This is a genomic window from Pseudomonas sp. 3B-A001-10F, from assembly GCF_056313565.1.
The window spans coordinates 20,703-36,227 of sequence record NZ_JBQYFW010000029.1 but is presented as its reverse complement, the minus strand read 5'-3'; the positions used below and the strand labels follow the sequence as shown (position 1 = coordinate 36,227).

The window sequence follows — 15,525 nt, the reverse complement described above, 5'->3', positions numbered from 1 at the left end:
AGCAGAACAAAAAACAGCTGGTTTCACACCCGAACGCAATCTCGATCCTGCCCAAAAAAATAATATCCATGGCCCGACGGCAACGCTTTGCAAAGCGAGTCGCAGGCGATGGGGGAATCGGAGGTAACGCATGAATGCCCTGCATTCGCTGCAAACGCTGGCGGTCTCGATCCGCTCGGTGCGCAAGGTTTACGGTGATCCGCAGACCGGTCCGGTGGCGCTGAAAAGCATCGACCTGGACATCCGCGACAACGAATTCTTCACCCTTCTCGGCCCTTCCGGCTGCGGCAAGACCACGCTGCTGCGGATGATCGCCGGTTTCGAATTTCCCACCGAAGGCGAGATCCTGCTCTACGGCGAAAACATCGCTGATCGCCCGCCGTTCCAGCGTCCGGTCAACACGGTGTTCCAGCATTACGCGCTGTTCCCGCACATGACCATCGCCGAGAATCTGGCCTTCGGCCTCGAATCGCACCCAATGGGCAAAGTCCTCAGCAAGGCGCAAATCGCCGAGCGCGTGCGCGAGATGTTGGCGCTGGTGCAGATGGAGCGCTTCGCCAATCGCAAACCGGCGCAACTGTCTGGCGGTCAGCAGCAACGTGTCGCCCTCGCCCGCGCTTTGGCACCGCATCCGAAAGTGCTGCTGCTCGATGAACCGTTGTCGGCACTCGACCTCAAGCTGCGTCAGGCGATGCGCGAAGAGCTGAAAACCATCCAGGCCAAGACCGGCATTACCTTCATCTTCGTCACCCACGACCAGGAAGAAGCGCTGACCATGTCCGACCGCATCGCCGTGTTGTCCGAAGGCGAAGTGCAGCAGGTCGGTCGGCCGGAAGACATCTACGAACGGCCGCGCAATCGCTTCGTCGCCGACTTCATTGGCGAAACCAATTTCATCGAAGGCACCGTCACCCGTGTGGAAGACGGTCAGGCGTGGTTCGCCGGCCCGGCAGGTCATCCGCTGCCCGGGCAACAGTGCAGCGATGTGCAGGTCGGCGCCAACGTCACCTTGTCGGTACGTCCCGAGCGCCTGCACTTGGTGGCAGCCGCAACGGACAACGCGCTGCCGTGCCGGATCGAAGCGCAGATCTATCTCGGCACCGATCTGCAATATCAGGTCAGCCTCAGCGACGGTTCGCGCCTAACCGTGCGTACGCCCAATTGCGTCGACCAGAGCCTGCGCTTTGCCGTGGGCTCTCAGGCCGGTCTGTTGTTCGACCGTGGAAGCGCCAGCGTCCTGCACGATTGAGCCGGAGGAATTGCCATGCACGCCTTACCGATTGCCAACACGCTGGAACGCCGCAAGGCTTTCCAGAGTTTCCTCGGGGTCAGCCCGGCGCTGATCGCCATCGGCCTGTTTCTGCTGGTGCCGATTCTGATCGTCATCGGCTATTCGCTGATGGAGGCCAACCCCTACGGCGGGGTCAACAAAGTCTTCAGCAGCGACGCCTATACCTCACTGCTGTTCGAGCGGCAACTGGACGACAGCCTCGCGTTTGCCGACTCGTATTTGATCATCGCCCTGCGCTCGATCGGCATTGCCGGGTTGACCACCATCATCACGTTGTTGATCGGTTTTCCGGTGGCGGTGTGGCTGGCCATGCAACCGGCGCATCGCCGTGGCTTGCTGATCTTTCTGATCACCGTGCCGTTCTGGGCCAACCTGCTGATCCGCACTTACGCGTGGATTCTGCTGCTGCGCAACACCGGGGTGATCAACAACAGCCTGATGGGCATGGGCGTTATCCATGAACCGTTGCAGCTGTTGTACACCGACGGCGCGGTGCTGCTGGGGTTGGTTTACACCTACGCGCCGTTCGTGGTGTTGCCGATTTACGCGACGCTGGAAAAGATGGACATCCGCCTGCTCGAAGCCGCGCAGGATCTCTACGCCGGACGCATACGCACCTTGCGCAAAGTGGTATTGCCCATCGCCAAACCGGGAATTCTCGCCGGCGCGATCCTCACTTTTGTACCGTGCCTGGGCGCGATGATCGCCCCGGAACTGCTCGGTGGCGGCACGCGAATGATGCTCGGCAACCTGATCTTCCGCCAGTTCAGCGATGCGCGTAACTGGCCGTTTGGTGCGGCGTTGTCGCTGGTGCTGATGGCCGCCGTGATGCTGGTGCTGACCGTGTATGCCTTGCGCGCCGAGCGTCAGCGCATCACCAAAGGAGGTGCGTGATGATCGGCCTATTCAAACGCAAAGGGCTGGGCGTGCAGGACTTCCCCGGTTTCGGCGGCTTCAGTTTTCTATTCTATCTGTACCTGTATGCGCCGATCGTGGTGCTGGTGGTGTTCTCGTTCAACGCCAACCAATCGGCGACGGTGTGGACCGGATTCAGCCTCGATTGGTATCGCGCCGCGTTCGCCAATCAGGCCCTGCGCCAGGCCGCTGGCAACAGCCTGTTGATCGCCGTCTGCGCAAGCATGATCGCCACGGCGATTGCCACCCTCGCCGCCCTCGGTACCTCACGCGGAGCCAAGTTCAAGGGCCTGCACTTGTCGATGGGCGCGATCATGTTGCCACTGGTGTTGCCGGAAATTGTCGTCGGTGTGGCGACGCTCGCATTGTTCTCCACCATCGGTCTGTCGCTGGGCTACGGCAACCTGATCATCGCGCACACGGTGTTCTGCATTCCCTTCGCCTACCTGCCGATTCGGGCACGACTGAACGACATGGACCTGTCGCTGGAACAAGCCTCCGCCGACCTCTACGCCGGCCCGTGGCGGACTTTTCGCAAGGTCACTCTACCGCTGCTGATGCCGGGGATTTTCTCCGGGCTGATGCTGGCCTTCATCGTCTCGCTGGATAACTTCGTGATCTCGATGATGGTCTCGCAGGCCGGCACCACGACCCTGCCGATCTTCATTTTCGGCCTGCTACGGATGGGCGTGACACCCGACGTCAACGCCGTGTCGACGCTGATCCTCGGCGTCTCGGTGCTGTTCGTCAGCCTCTCTTACCTGTTGGGCAAAAAGAACGCCTGAACCTTCTACGACCTGTGGGGAAATAGCATGAGCAAGTGGATAAAAAGCGTTGGCACTTCGTTGTTTCTGACTGTGCCGCTGGCGATGATGGGCAGTGTTCAGGCCGCCGAGAAACTCAATGTGGTGAGCTGGAGCGGCTATTTTTCGCCGGAGATTCTCGCCAAGTTCCAGAAACAGACCGGCATCGAAGTCACCGTTGATTCCTACGATTCCAACGAGACGCTGCTGGCGAAACTGAAACAGGGCGGCGCCGGTTATGACGTGGCGATTCCGTCGCACCAATTCGTGCCGATCCTGATCAAGGAAAACCTGCTGGAACGCTTCGACCCGGTCAAGGAACCCTACTACGCCAGCGTTGTGGATAACTTGAAAAAACCGAGTTGGGACCCGGAGGGCGCGTATTCGGTGCCGTTCATTTGGGGCACCACCAGCGTCGTGTTGGACTCCGCGCGCTACAAAGGCCCGGCTGACAGTTACAAGGTTTTGTATGAGCCGCCAGCCGAATTGCAGGGGCGCATCAACATGTTCGACTCGGTCAGCGACATGGTCGACATGGCCAGCCTCTATCTGAACATTCCGCTGTGCAGCGAAGACCCGAAACAGATGCAGCAAGTGCTGACTTTGCTCAAGGCACAGAAGCCGTTCGTGAAAACCTACAGCTCCAAGGCCGGCTCGATTCGCGAGAACCTTGCCTCCGGTGAAATCGACATGTCGATGTTCTGGGGCGGTTCGTCGATGCGTGCCCGCGAGATGAAACCGACGCTGAAATACCTCTATCCGAAAGAAGGCGTACTGGCCTGGGTCGACAACATGGTCATTCCTACCGGCAGTAAAAACCCGGCGAATGCCAAGGCGTTTATCGCCTTCCTCAGTCAGCCGGAAAACTCGGCGATGACGCAGAACTTCCTCAAGCACCAGAGCCCGATCAAAGGCGTCGAACCGTTCCTCGACGCGGCGCTCAAGGACGCGCCGGAATTGCACATTCCCGAGGGCACTAACGTGGTGTTCAGCAAGACCTGCGGCGAAGGCGCGATCCGCCTCGCCGACCGTCTCTGGACCAACCTGATGCGTTGATCTTTACCGCCCCGTCGCACTGGCGGGGCGCTTTTCCAGCCGTCTGAAAGGCCGCTTGCAATGAACTCTAATAACATCAGCGAACTGGTCCTGTTGCAGGCCCACGCGCTCGCCGACCGCATCCGCCTGCGCCAGGTGTCCTGCCGGGAAGTGATGCAGACTTATCTTGCCCATATCGAACGTTTCAATCCGTTGGTCAATGCGCTGATCAGCCTGCAATCGCCGGAACATCTGCTGGCTCAGGCCAATGAGCGCGATGCCGAACTGGCGCGCGGCGAGTACCGTGGCTGGATGCATGGCTTGCCTCACGCGATCAAGGATCTGTCGCTGACCCAAGGTATTCGCACCACGCTGGGGTCGCCGCTGTACAAGGATTTTGTGCCTGAGCGCGACGGCATCATGGTCGAGCGGATCAAGGCGGCCGGCGCGATCATCATCGGCAAGACCAACACCCCGGAATTCGGCCTCGGCTCGCAAAGTTACAACCCGTTGTTTGGCGCCACCGCTTGCGCGTATGACTCGAGCAAAACTGCGGGCGGCAGCAGTGGCGGCGCGGCGGCGGCACTGGCGATGCATCTGGTGCCGGTGGCGGATGGCAGCGACATGATGGGTTCGCTGCGTAATCCGGCGGCGTTCAACAACATCTTTGGGTTTCGCCCGTCGCAGGGGCGTGTGCCGTTCGATGACAGCGCGGATCTGTTTTTTGATCAGCTCGGTTATGAGGGGCCGATGGCGCGCAGCGTGAAGGATGCGGCGTTGCTATTGTCGGTGCAGGCTGGCGGCGATGCGCGGGCGCCGTTGTCCATCGCTGAATCCGGTGAGGCGTTTGCGGCGCCGTTGGGGCGTGACTTCAAAGGCACGCGGTTGGGTTGGCTGGGCGACTTCAACGGGTATCTGCCGATGGAGAACGGCGTTCTGTCGCTGTGTGAGAAGACCTTTGCCGACTTTGAAAGCTTCGGCTGCCACGTTGAGTCCGTTCAGCCGGATTTCGCGCCTGAGCGGCTGTGGAGCAGTTGGCGGACGTTGCGGCACTGGATGGTCGCGGGGTCGCTGGGCGCGACGTATGCCGATCCGCAGAAACGCGCGTTGCTGAAACCGGAGGCGATCTGGGAAGTGGAAAACGGCTTGAAGCTGTCGGCCAGTCAAGTGTTTGCCGCCTCGGTGGTGCGCAGCGATTGGTATCGGGCGATTTCTCGGCTGTTCGAAAAGTACGATTACTTGCTGCTGCCCAGCGCCCAAGTGTTCCCGTTCGATAAAACCCAGCCGTGGCCAACGTCTATCGAAGGCGTGGCGATGGACACGTATCACCGCTGGATGGAGGTGGTCATCGCCGGCACGCTGTCGGGCTGCCCGGTCGCCAATGTCCAGGCGGGATTCAATGCGAAGGGTTTGCCGATGGGGCTACAGATCATCGGCAAGCACCAGGCCGACTTCGCTGTCCTGCAATTGGCGCACGCGTATGAACAGGCCAGCCGCTGGTTCCAACGCTGCCCTTCACCGCTGCTGAGTCAGTGATTTTGATAAACGGTTGAAAGCGTAGAAAAAATTTTTAAATTTACGCTTGACGCTTTTCCATTTCAGGGGAATAATGCGCGCCACTTGGCTACATAGCTCAGTTGGTTAGAGCATAGCATTCATAATGCTGGGGTCCGGGGTTCAAGTCCCTGTGTAGCCACCAAGTACTAAAAACGGCTTACCGAAAGGTAGGCCGTTTTTTTATGCCTGCAATAATCTCCCGTCCGGTTACCGACCTCTCCGAATCACGGTTTGCGCTGGAGGTGTAGCGATGCGCTACCACCGATCAATGGGTTCGCAGTCGCTCATCAGTCAGACTTTCTTACAGTTTGCACTTCGCTTTTTTCACATAAGCCAATATCACATTCAAGATAATGCCTTCCTCACAACCAGGCTTTTAGCCAGGTAATACCGGCCTCGCCCGCCATAAAATTCAAAATAATCAAAAGCGCTATTTGAGAAAAAACGCCGCTATCCCTTGAGGGTTAGCGGCGTTTTTTCCTACGCAAATAGCGTTGCGGCTTTACTCGGACGATTCATCTATTCCGCTGTAATCACCAGACAGCCTTTCATCACACGCACTTTGACGTTCTCGTTCACCTCGAATCCTGCCTGCCGTAACCACAGGCCGCGCAGTCTGATCCAGGGTACGGGTTTGGCGGGGCTGTAGGTTTTTTCCTTGGTGTGGACCGGGTAAAAATCAGCGGCGATTTTCAGCCGGCGTTCAGTGATGGGGGTTGATGTCGTATGATTGGTTTTAGCCATGGCTCAGCTCCTTTTAAGCTGCTTTGTGGTTAGCGGGGCCAGGGTGTTCGCGCACCTTGGTTCCGCGTTCTTTGGGTTACTTCAAATTTCTCTTTCTTCGTCGCTCGTTTTGGTCGCTGCCTGTGCGATTAGTGCGTCAAGCATCTGCGCAATGACCTTCTGCTGGACCTTCGAAAGTTCATTGATGGACTGCAGCCGTCGATACCACGTCGAGGTCAAGCTGCGTCTGGGCGTCTCCGTGTACGAGGGAACCCCGAGCAGGTCTTCAACAGGCACGCGAAGCGCAAATGCCAATTTCACCAGTGTCGTGACCGGCATGCTGCGCGTACCCTCCTCATAGCCCTGAAAGGTTTGCCGGGAAAGACCTAAGGCCCGTGCAAACCGAGTCTGTGTGATCTCGTGCACTGTGCGTAAGTGAGCAATGCGACTGCCCATCGCCACCAGAAAATCGCGATCCTCATTGGAAATACTCATGACAATGGCCGACTGAAAATAGAGTTGAATGGCAACGGACTCATCCCTTTCATCTGAAATCCATCCTGGAAAAAACAACAGAAAATATCCTCAGGTAAAGGCACGTAAGTTGTCGACCTGAAAGGTTTGTAGGAGAAATGTGGAGCAACCGCTAGGTCGGGGGCGAGGTACTACAGGCGCGAAATGCCTTTTCAGCAAGCCAACGCCGACAACCCTTTCGCCCAGATTTGTCGAGTGCGCAAACCGACCATCGCCCGCCAATCCGGATCAGCCGGATAGAACTGCTCGAGCAGATTCAGTTTGATCTCACGCCCTACCGCATCCAGCGGATCACCATGCAAATGCAGCCAATGGTCATCACGTAAATGCCGATGCACAGCCGGCCCCGGATACGTTCCGCATTCGATCACGAACGGCATCAACTGAACATCCGGCAAGGCATTGAGCAACGCCTGCGAGGTGTACCCCGTAGCCGTCGCCGCCACACCCGTTTCGCTCAAGGTGTCGGCGCCGGTGTGCAGCGTGTAAAGCCATGAGCCATAAATTGCCTGGGCCTGCGCGAGTGCCGGGTAAGGCGCCTGGGTGATGGTCAGCAACATCGGATGACCGTACTCGCCGGCGCCGGTGTGCAGGTCGAAGCACATCACGGTTTCCGCACCCGCCAGATGCGCGTCGATGATTTGATGCAACGTGCGATTCGACCAGCTCGGCGCGCGGCCACCGTAAAACAGTCCGTCGGGATGGCTGTGCTGACCGCCCTCGACAATCGACATCACTGCCGGCCAGCCGTGTTCGTTGATTTGCGCATCGAGCAAGGCATCTGCGCGTTGGCGTTCGGGGCCGTGCAAATCGGTGCAGGCGTAGATTTCATGCAGTGCCGCGTACGCGCGGTTATCCGGTAGCGGCCCGGTGAAATCGAGGTGATTACGGTTAAGGTCGATGTTGTCTTCGTTGACCCGACGCAGCCATGCGGTGCCCCATGGGTTGATCAGGTGCACCATCACCACCGCGACATCCTTGGGCAGCGAGCCCGATACGAATGCCTTCAACCAATCGATCTGACAATCCGAGCCGTAATAGCCCTCGACTCCGTGCGTGCCGCTGAGCGTTACCAGCCGACGTTTGGCCTGCGGATTGCCGAGCACGGCGACGTCGGTGCTCAGGGGTTCGCCAAACGGACCGCAGCGTGGATGGGCGTACGAGGTGAGCGTGGCACCGGCGGCGTTAGCGGCGGCGATGAACTGTTCGCGTTGATCGTGGTAGCTGGACTCGGAGGGGAACTCGCTGTGCATATCATCCTCTTGTTGATCTTGTAATTGTGGGAGCGAGCTTGCTCGCGAAAGCGGTTGTACATTCAACATTTCTGCCAACTGACACTGCGCATTCGCGAGCAAGCTCGCTCCCACAGGTGCTCAGTGCAGCTCAACGGATTTGCGGTTGACCCTAGCGAACATCCGCCCCGAAAAGAAAGACAAAAATGCCCATCGGTTTGCGTCGCGACCGAGCGGTCGATAAAGTCCCTGAGACTTTTATCCCACGGACGGAGAGCCCGCGTGTTTTCAGCCTTGCCCTTGAGCCGCTTTCGCCTGCCTGCCCTGACGCTGATCATCAGCGCCCTGACCCTCACCGCGTGCAACGCCCCGCCCTCCTCGACCTTGCCGCTGGCACCGGAAGCCGCGTCCGGTTTCCGCACCGATCTGCAAACCCGCCACGCCAGTAAACACATGGCCGCCGCTGCCAATCCACTGGCCGCCGAGGCCGGTCGGGAGATGCTGCGTCAGGGCGGTACGGCGATTGATGCGGCGATTGCGATGCAGGCGGTGCTGACGCTGGTTGAGCCACAATCATCCGGGATCGGCGGCGGCGCGATGATCGTATTGTGGGACGGTAAACAAGTGCGCACGTATGACGGCCGCGAAACCGCACCGGCCGGCGCGACCGAGAAGCTGTTCTTGCGTGCCGATGGTCAGCCGATGTCGTTCCCGCAGGCGCAGATCGGCGGTCGCTCGGTCGGTACACCGGGCGTGTTGCGCGCGCTGGAGATGGCACATAAACAACACGGTCGCCTGCCGTGGGCGAAGCTGTTTGAACCGGCGATCAAACTGTCCGAGCAAGGCTTTGCGATCTCCCCGCGATTGCACTCGCTGCTGGAATCAGACCCAGTCATCCGCCAGTCGCCGGATATGGCCAAGTACTTCCTCAACACCGATGGCAGCGTCAAAGCCGTCGGCACGCGCCTGCAAAACCCGGCATTGGCCGCCGTGCTCAAACGCATCGCCAACGAAGGTGCGGACGCACTGTACAAAGGCCCGATCGCCGAAGAAATCGTTGCCAAGGTGCAAGGCCACGCCAACCCCGGCAGCCTCTCGCTGAACGATCTGCAGCGCTATCGGGCCAAGGAACGTGCACCGCTGTGCACCGATTACAAACGCTGGCAGGTCTGCGGCATGCCGCCGCCATCGTCGGGCGGGATCGCCGTGGCGCAGATTCTCGGCACGTTGCAGGCGCTGGAAACCCGCGATCCACGTCTTTCGCTGACACCGCTCAAACCGCTGAAAACCGACAAACCGGCCGGCATTGAACCGGATCCGCAGGCCGTGCATTTGATCGCCGAGGCCGAACGTCTGGCTTACGCCGACCGCGCGCAATACGTCGCCGACACCGACTTCGTGCCGGTGCCGGTCAAAGGCCTGGTCGACTCGGGTTATCTGGCCAGCCGCGCCAGCCTGATCGGCGAACGCAGCATGGGCAGCGCCAAACCGGGCACGCCACCGGGTGTGCAGGTTGCCTACGCCCCGGACCGTTCGCCGCTGCGCATCTCCACCTCGCAAGTGGTCGCGGTGGATGACCTCGGCGGCGCTGTGTCGATGACCACCACCATCGAAGCCGCGTTCGGCTCGCACCTGATGGTTCAGGGTTTTCTGCTGAACAACCAGATGACCGACTTCTCGTTCATCCCCGAAGAGAACGGGCAGAAAGTCGCCAACCGCGTCGAACCGGGCAAACGCCCGCGCTCGTCGATGGCGCCAACGCTGATCTTCGATCGCCACAGCGGTGAATTCGTCGCCACGGTCGGCTCGCCCGGCGGTTCGCAAATCATCGAATACGTGGCGAAAACCACCGTCGGCCTGCTCGACTGGAACCTCGACCCGCAAAGCGCCATCAGCCTGCCCAACTTCGGCAGCCGCAATGGCCCGACCGAACTGGAACAAGGCCAGTTCAGCCCGGCGCTGATTCAGGCGCTCAAGGACAGAGGGCACACGGTGAATGAAATCGACATGACCAGCGGCACCCAGGCCATTGTGCGGGTCAAGGATGCGCAGGGGAAAGCGTCGTTGGAGGGGGGCGCGGATCCACGGCGTGAAGGCGAAGCGTTGGGGGATTGAGGCTAGGACGCAAACAAAAAAGGCTTACCGGGAGGTAGGCCTTTTGCTTAGCACACTGCGTATTTCAAATCGGGATGTTTAAAAACTGCGAGGTAAACAGAGAACCGTCCCACAAGGTTTTCAGGTTGTCCGTCGGACGTCAGCTCTCTAGCCTGTACTCGTCGCTGCCAATTCAGTGACCGGGATTGGAAACCCCGAGTAGAACCGAGCGCACAAGCGCCTTTCATAACGTATCCTTGCGCACCTTCATGGTGTGCACTCCGTTATGGCGGCTGTGCGCGGGAGACCTTCGGGTCAACCGGGTTCTCCGTTCCCCGGGTTTCCAACCTGCGTACAGCTGCCACCTATTCGTTCGGAAACCGAATCGGCCAGCTCCAATCCTGATCGGAGAACACCATGAAAAAACCAACACCCAATCCCCCCGAAACAGACACCGACCCAACATCCCCGTACGCAACCATCGACAGCAAAAAACTCAACGAAGCGGCCGACCGCGCCCTCGACCACTACCTCAAACCGACCATTCACATCATGGCGTCCACTCGCGTAGCTGAACCGATGTACCTCGCCAACCCGGTTTACGACACCGAATCGCTGCTGGCCAATGCCAGTGAGTCCCTGGGTTCGGTCACCGAGATGCTCAACAATTTCGCCGCTGTGCTGGATACCGCGCACCGCAAGACCGCGCTGGGTATCGCGCAAATCGTCATGCTGAGTGAGCTGACGGTGAATCAGGCGCTGGATAACGTTCAGCCGGTTACGTAGTTTTCGCAATGCATAAAAAATCCGATGCCGTGCAGGCATCGGATTCTTATTTCCTGGCGTTGCCCGGAATAAACCTGGTGTCCCTTTTTGCCCTATTAGGCGGACTCCTTTGAAGTGGAGTAATCCATGAAAGTACGCCCGATTCATAACGAAGACGACTATCGTGCGGCGCTTAAGAACGTGTCTGCACTTTTCGACAACGAGCCAGTACCGGGCACTGCTGAAGGCGATCACTTCGACATCATGATCAGCCTTATCGAAGCCTACGAGGCCACACAGCTTTCCCATCCAAAATCTATGGCTCAGCGATTCGCCACCAGATGCGCACCAAACAACAGATAGCATCCACCCGCGAGCCGATCCAGCCATTGCCTTGACCGCTCATACACACCGGCGATTCGCCGACTGGCAAAGAACAGCGCCACGCAGCAATACCAACTGAACGACAACGTCGCCATGGTCAACACCGCCAAGGCCAGCAACAGTGGCGGGATGTGAGCCGGCATGGCGGTGGCGAAAATGGTCGCGACAAACAATGCCGACTTGGGATTGGTCATGTTGCCCAAAAAGCCGCGCCCGTAAGCACCGAGCAACGTTTGCTCCGAGGTATCGAGCGTGCCCGGGACGAACGGCGCCTTGCGCTTGAACTGTTTGAGCCCGAGGTAGATCAGGTAACAGCCACCGGCAATCTTGAAGCTCAGGTACAGCGTCGGCGCGGCACTGAACAGTGACTGAATGCCCAGGCCACCCGCCAGCCCCCACACCACGGTCCCGCTGGCCACGCCGAGTGCCGCGACGACACCGTGGCGGCGGGAACGGCTGACCGCCAGTTGCGCGATGTTGAAGAAATTCGGGCCGGGCGTGACCACGGCCACCGTCCATAACAGGGCCAACGACAACAGCGGCGCCAGATAACTTGAAAGGGAAAGATCCATGGGGCATGCGCCTGATCGGTTCGACGATGCCCTCTACCTTGCAACATCCGGCAATGTTTTGCCATCAGCCGCCATTCAGACCGCTAGCGTCTTGCCATCCACCGCATCACCAATCTTCAGGAAATGCCCGCCCGCCACGTGGTGCAAGGTGCGCAAGCCGTCATGCCCTTCGAAATGCCAGCGCCCGTCGCTGAACACGCGTTCATCGGCGTGGGCGGCGATGACTTCGGCGAGGAACAGGTCGTATTGCTCGTGGTTGCGCGGCTCCGGCAGCAAACGGCATTCAAGCCAGGCCACGCAGCCGTCGAGCAGAGGGGCTTGGACTTGTTCGCCGGCAAACGTCTGCAAGCCGTACGCCTGAAACTTGTCCTGCCCTTGGGTTTGAGTGATCTCCAGGCCCGACGTATTGCCAACGGTTTGCACGATGTCGGCCTGATTGACGCACGGGACGTTGAGCACGAAGGTGCCGGACGCTTCGAGCAACTGGCGGGTCCAGGTGGATTTATCGAGGACGACGGCGACTTTCGGTGGTTCGAAATCCAGCGGCATCGCCCAAGCGGCAGCCATGATGTTGCGCTGACCGTCGTGAGCGGCGCTGACCAGCACGGTCGGCCCGTGGTTGAGCAAACGGTAGGCTTTGTTCAGGGGCACCGGGCGGCGGTGGGAATCGCTCATGGGATCTGCTCCGGGGGAAAAGGAGCCGATTGTAGCGCCAACGTAAATTTGTAGGAGTGAGCCTGCTCGCGATAGCGGTGTATCAGTCAGCACAAATGTTGAATGTCAGACCGTGATCGCGAGCAGGCTCACTCCTACAGGGTTTAGTGCAGGTCAGTGGGAGAGTTGGTTGGCAAACTGGCCGACAGCATTCACGACTTTCTGCGCACCGTCCTGAATCTCGACAATCACCGTGCCCGCCTCTGCCGCCAGCGCCAGGCCCTGTTCAGCCTGGAGCTTGCCGTCGGTCATCAGCGCCACCGCATTGCGCGCCATTTCCTGGTTCTGCCGCACCACGGTGACGATCTCTTCGGTCGCCTGACTGGTGCGCGAGGCCAGTTGGCGCACCTCGTCGGCCACCACCGCAAAACCACGGCCCTGCTCGCCGGCACGGGCCGCTTCGATGGCAGCATTGAGCGCCAGCAGGTTGGTCTGTTCGGCAATGCCGCTGATGGTTTTGACGATGGTACCGATCACCTGCGACTGCTCGTTGAGTGCTTCGATACCTTCACCGGCGGCTTGCATGTGTCGCGACAGATCTCGCATTACGTTGACCGCTTCAGTCACCACCGTGGTACCGCGCTGGGCCGTGCTGTCGGTTTGCTGCGAGGTGCTGTAGGCAATGCTCGCCGCGTCGGCTACGGCTTGTTCGCGGTTGACCTGATCGGTGATCACCGTGGCGAACTTCACCACTTTGTAGAGTTTGTCGTTGGCATCGACCACCGGGTTATAGGACGCCTCCAGCCAGACCGTACGACCATGACTGTCGACACGTTTGAAGCGTTCAGCGACGAATTCGCCGTTGTTCAGACGTCGCCAGAAGTTCTGGTACTCGGTGCTGTTGTATTCCTCCGGCGTGCAAAACATGCGGTGATGTTTGCCCTTGATCTGCGCCAGGCTGTAACCCATGCCGCTGAGAAAGCGATCGTTGGCGTTGAGCACATTACCGTTGAGGTCGAACTCGATTACCGCCGTCGAACGCACCAGCGCACCGATCAGGTTTTCGTGTTCACGCGAGGCTTCGATGGTGCGGGTCAGGTCGCTGGCGTAAAGCGAAATGTGCTTGATCCGCCCGTCCGAAGAACGCACCGGTTGCACGATCGAACGCAGCCACGCCTCCTCACCATTGCCGCGCAACAGGCGCACGGCACCGGCGAAATGCTCGCCGCGGGTCATGGCGTTTTTGAAGCGGTGATGGAATTCGTCGGTCTTTACGTGGGCCGGGACGATATCTTCAATCGCTCGACCGATCAGGTCCTGGCTCTTGTAGAGCATCTCGGTAAGGAAGTTCTGGTTGACCGATTGAATGCGCCCGTCAGGTTCCAGACACAGCACCAGCATCTCGCTTTCCAGGCTTTCCTTCACCTGCACAAGGCTGGAGAGTTCTTCACGAAGAGCGGTCAGCTCTTGCTTCAGGCGTTTGTTGAACATGGGAAAGTACCGATGGGCAGGATAGAAAGCGGGATACAGCCTAGCCATCGGCCTTGAAAAGCTTTTCTGAAGAGCGTTTGCGACCCGCCGGTCAAAAATAGTTCGAGCGCACGCTGTCAGGCAGCTCCGGCCACCTGACATTGTCCTGTGCGCGGCATTCGCGAGCCAAAATACGCTGCCGTCAATAGCCCCACAACGCCCATCACCGCGCAGAACATCACACAGATCCACGGACTCCATGGCATCAGGCCGATCAGCAACAGCGGTGTGGTGCTCGCCCACGCCGCGTAGGCAATGTTGTAGGTGAAGGAAATGCCGGACACGCGGATACGCGCGGGGAACAAGCCGACCATCACCGATGGCACGGCGCCGACGACACCGCACGCCAGACCAGCAATGGCATACGCAATGCCAATCCACTCGCCACCGCTGATCAGGCAGCCATAAAGCACACCGATACCCAATGGCAGCAGCAGACTGTAGAGCATGACCGTGCGCCACGCACCGAGGCGATCAACCAACAGACCGGCAATCACACAGCCGATATTGAGGAAGACGATGCCCAACGCGCTGAGGGCGAAGGTGTGGCTGGCGGTCATGCCGAAGGTTTTCTGCATCATGGTCGGGGTGATGACGACGAACACCACCACCGCCGAAGTCAGCACGCAAGTCAGCAACATCGCCGGCAGCATGGCCAGTCGATGCTCGCGCAACACCGTGCGCAGCGGCAGCTCGACCCGCGCCTCACGCTGCGCTTCCATGGCCATGAACACCGGGGTTTCGCTCAACCAGCGGCGCAGGTAAACGCCGATCACGCCGAACACACCACCGAGCAGGAACGGATAGCGCCAGGCGTAATCGAGGATTTCCGCCGGGGTGAAGACTTGCGCGAGGAACGTCGCAGTCAACGCGCCGATCAGATAACCGAAGGTCAGCCCGGCCTGCAAAAAGCCCAACGCGTAACCACGATGGCCGGCCGGTGCGTGCTCGGCGACAAACACCCACGCGCTCGGCACCTCCCCGCCAACCGCCGCGCCCTGCAGGATGCGCAGCGCCAGCAACAGCAGCGGCGCGAAATAACCGATCTGGGCATAGGTCGGCATGATCCCGATCAGCAGGCACGGCAGCGCCATCATCAGGATGCTCAGGCTGAAGACTTTCTTGCGCCCGAGTCTGTCGGCGAAATGCGCCATCAGGATCCCGCCCAGCGGCCGCGCCAGGTAGCCGGTGACAAAGATTCCGAAGCTTTGCAGCAGACGCAGCCACTCAGGCATTTCCGGCGGGAAAAACAACTGACTGAGGGTCAGGGCGAAAAATACGAAAATGATGAAATCGTAAATCTCCAGCGCCCCGCCAAGGGCCGCAAGGCCGAGGGTCTTGTAGTCGGAGCGGCTGAACGGCAAGGGTTTGGCCGTGGATTGGGCGGTCATGGCAAAGAACTCTGGCAGGCAAAAAACCAAGGCGCCCATGGTCTA

General features: G+C 59.5%; 13 protein-coding genes, 1 tRNA gene and 3 pseudogenes. 9 read left to right on the top strand and 8 right to left on the bottom strand.

Annotated features, from left to right (window positions below):
* Window positions 1-130 precede the first annotated feature (130 nt).
* The 6 genes from AC0ZWN_RS22395 to AC0ZWN_RS22370 all read left to right on the top strand — a co-directional run bounded on the left by AC0ZWN_RS22395 (window position 131) and on the right by AC0ZWN_RS22370 (window position 5,743).
* Window positions 131-1,249, top strand: a complete 1,119-nt coding sequence (locus tag AC0ZWN_RS22395; RefSeq protein ID WP_476336550.1) for an ABC transporter ATP-binding protein — start codon at window positions 131-133, stop codon at window positions 1,247-1,249.
* Window positions 1,250-1,264: 15 nt separating this feature from the next.
* Window positions 1,265-2,185, top strand: coding sequence for an ABC transporter permease (locus tag AC0ZWN_RS22390; protein ID WP_476336548.1), 921 nt, complete (start codon window positions 1,265-1,267; stop codon window positions 2,183-2,185).
* On the top strand, window positions 2,185-2,991 hold the full coding sequence (locus AC0ZWN_RS22385) for an ABC transporter permease (protein ID WP_158960223.1): 807 nt from the start codon (window positions 2,185-2,187) through the stop codon (window positions 2,989-2,991). The genes AC0ZWN_RS22390 and AC0ZWN_RS22385 overlap by 1 nt, the downstream gene beginning before the upstream one ends.
* Window positions 2,992-3,018: 27 nt before the next feature.
* Window positions 3,019-4,065, top strand: coding sequence for an ABC transporter substrate-binding protein (locus tag AC0ZWN_RS22380; RefSeq protein ID WP_093441473.1), 1,047 nt, complete (start codon window positions 3,019-3,021; stop codon window positions 4,063-4,065).
* Between the two features lie 60 nt (window positions 4,066-4,125).
* Window positions 4,126-5,580, top strand: a complete 1,455-nt coding sequence (locus AC0ZWN_RS22375) for an amidase (RefSeq protein WP_476336545.1) — start codon at window positions 4,126-4,128, stop codon at window positions 5,578-5,580.
* An 86-nt stretch (window positions 5,581-5,666) separates the two neighbouring features.
* Window positions 5,667-5,743, top strand: a tRNA-Met gene (locus tag AC0ZWN_RS22370).
* 377 nt (window positions 5,744-6,120) lie between these two features.
* On the opposite strand, the gene AC0ZWN_RS22365 is transcribed toward AC0ZWN_RS22370, so the two are convergent.
* The 3 genes from AC0ZWN_RS22365 to AC0ZWN_RS22355 form a co-directional block, all read right to left on the bottom strand.
* Window positions 6,121-6,345, bottom strand: coding sequence for a SymE family type I addiction module toxin (locus AC0ZWN_RS22365; RefSeq protein WP_039761255.1), 225 nt, complete (start codon window positions 6,343-6,345; stop codon window positions 6,121-6,123).
* An 81-nt stretch (window positions 6,346-6,426) separates the two neighbouring features.
* On the bottom strand, window positions 6,427-6,897 hold the full coding sequence (locus AC0ZWN_RS22360) for a helix-turn-helix domain-containing protein (RefSeq protein WP_476336543.1): 471 nt from the start codon (window positions 6,895-6,897) through the stop codon (window positions 6,427-6,429).
* 113 nt (window positions 6,898-7,010) lie between these two features.
* The gene (locus AC0ZWN_RS22355; protein WP_476336541.1) at window positions 7,011-8,111 is read right to left on the bottom strand and encodes a DUF2817 domain-containing protein; all 1,101 of its coding nucleotides are present in this window, start codon (window positions 8,109-8,111) and stop codon (window positions 7,011-7,013) included.
* 261 nt (window positions 8,112-8,372) lie between these two features.
* Between AC0ZWN_RS22355 and ggt the strand changes: the two genes are divergently transcribed.
* The 3 genes and pseudogenes from ggt to AC0ZWN_RS22340 all read left to right on the top strand — a co-directional run.
* On the top strand, window positions 8,373-10,205 hold the full coding sequence (ggt, locus tag AC0ZWN_RS22350) for a gamma-glutamyltransferase (protein ID WP_476336539.1): 1,833 nt from the start codon (window positions 8,373-8,375) through the stop codon (window positions 10,203-10,205).
* Window positions 10,206-10,601: 396 nt separating this feature from the next.
* Complete coding sequence (locus AC0ZWN_RS22345) at window positions 10,602-10,970, top strand: DUF6124 family protein (RefSeq protein ID WP_476336537.1); 369 nt, start codon at window positions 10,602-10,604, stop codon at window positions 10,968-10,970.
* Between the two features lie 126 nt (window positions 10,971-11,096).
* Window positions 11,097-11,249, top strand: a pseudogene (locus tag AC0ZWN_RS22340) (transcriptional regulator); the annotation flags it as partial.
* Window positions 11,250-11,272: 23 nt separating this feature from the next.
* On the opposite strand, the gene AC0ZWN_RS22335 reads toward AC0ZWN_RS22340, so the two are convergent.
* The 5 genes and pseudogenes from AC0ZWN_RS22335 to AC0ZWN_RS22315 all read right to left on the bottom strand — a co-directional run bounded on the left by AC0ZWN_RS22335 (window position 11,273) and on the right by AC0ZWN_RS22315 (window position 15,480).
* The gene (locus AC0ZWN_RS22335; protein WP_460096923.1) at window positions 11,273-11,905 is read right to left on the bottom strand and encodes a LysE family translocator; all 633 of its coding nucleotides are present in this window, start codon (window positions 11,903-11,905) and stop codon (window positions 11,273-11,275) included.
* A 75-nt stretch (window positions 11,906-11,980) separates the two neighbouring features.
* Window positions 11,981-12,580: a flavin reductase family protein gene (locus tag AC0ZWN_RS22330; RefSeq protein WP_449123438.1), complete on the bottom strand. Its 600-nt coding sequence runs from the start codon at window positions 12,578-12,580 to the stop codon at window positions 11,981-11,983.
* Between the two features lie 153 nt (window positions 12,581-12,733).
* Window positions 12,734-13,171: pseudogene (locus tag AC0ZWN_RS22325) on the bottom strand (methyl-accepting chemotaxis protein); the annotation flags it as partial.
* 102 nt (window positions 13,172-13,273) lie between these two features.
* Window positions 13,274-13,960, bottom strand: a pseudogene (locus AC0ZWN_RS22320) (PAS domain-containing protein); the annotation flags it as partial.
* Window positions 13,961-14,166: 206 nt separating this feature from the next.
* Entirely contained in the window at window positions 14,167-15,480 is a 1,314-nt protein-coding gene (locus tag AC0ZWN_RS22315) for an MFS transporter (protein ID WP_093441570.1), read from the bottom strand.
* Window positions 15,481-15,525: the final 45 nt, after the last annotated feature.

What these genes read in the sequence shown, in the direction of transcription:
- AC0ZWN_RS22355 (WP_476336541.1), bottom strand. Translation starts at nt 8,111, where the DNA reads ATGCACAGCGAGTTCCCCTCCGAGTCCAGCTACCACGATCAACGCGAA.
- AC0ZWN_RS22365 (WP_039761255.1), bottom strand. Translation starts at nt 6,345, where the DNA reads ATGGCTAAAACCAATCATACGACATCAACCCCCATCACTGAACGCCGG.
- AC0ZWN_RS22380 (WP_093441473.1), top strand. Translation starts at nt 3,019, where the DNA reads ATGAGCAAGTGGATAAAAAGCGTTGGCACTTCGTTGTTTCTGACTGTG.
- AC0ZWN_RS22335 (WP_460096923.1), bottom strand. Translation starts at nt 11,905, where the DNA reads ATGGATCTTTCCCTTTCAAGTTATCTGGCGCCGCTGTTGTCGTTGGCC.
- AC0ZWN_RS22385 (WP_158960223.1), top strand. Translation starts at nt 2,185, where the DNA reads ATGATCGGCCTATTCAAACGCAAAGGGCTGGGCGTGCAGGACTTCCCC.
- AC0ZWN_RS22390 (WP_476336548.1), top strand. Translation starts at nt 1,265, where the DNA reads ATGCACGCCTTACCGATTGCCAACACGCTGGAACGCCGCAAGGCTTTC.
- AC0ZWN_RS22315 (WP_093441570.1), bottom strand. Translation starts at nt 15,480, where the DNA reads ATGACCGCCCAATCCACGGCCAAACCCTTGCCGTTCAGCCGCTCCGAC.
- AC0ZWN_RS22330 (WP_449123438.1), bottom strand. Translation starts at nt 12,580, where the DNA reads ATGAGCGATTCCCACCGCCGCCCGGTGCCCCTGAACAAAGCCTACCGT.
- AC0ZWN_RS22375 (WP_476336545.1), top strand. Translation starts at nt 4,126, where the DNA reads ATGAACTCTAATAACATCAGCGAACTGGTCCTGTTGCAGGCCCACGCG.
- AC0ZWN_RS22345 (WP_476336537.1), top strand. Translation starts at nt 10,602, where the DNA reads ATGAAAAAACCAACACCCAATCCCCCCGAAACAGACACCGACCCAACA.
- AC0ZWN_RS22395 (WP_476336550.1), top strand. Translation starts at nt 131, where the DNA reads ATGAATGCCCTGCATTCGCTGCAAACGCTGGCGGTCTCGATCCGCTCG.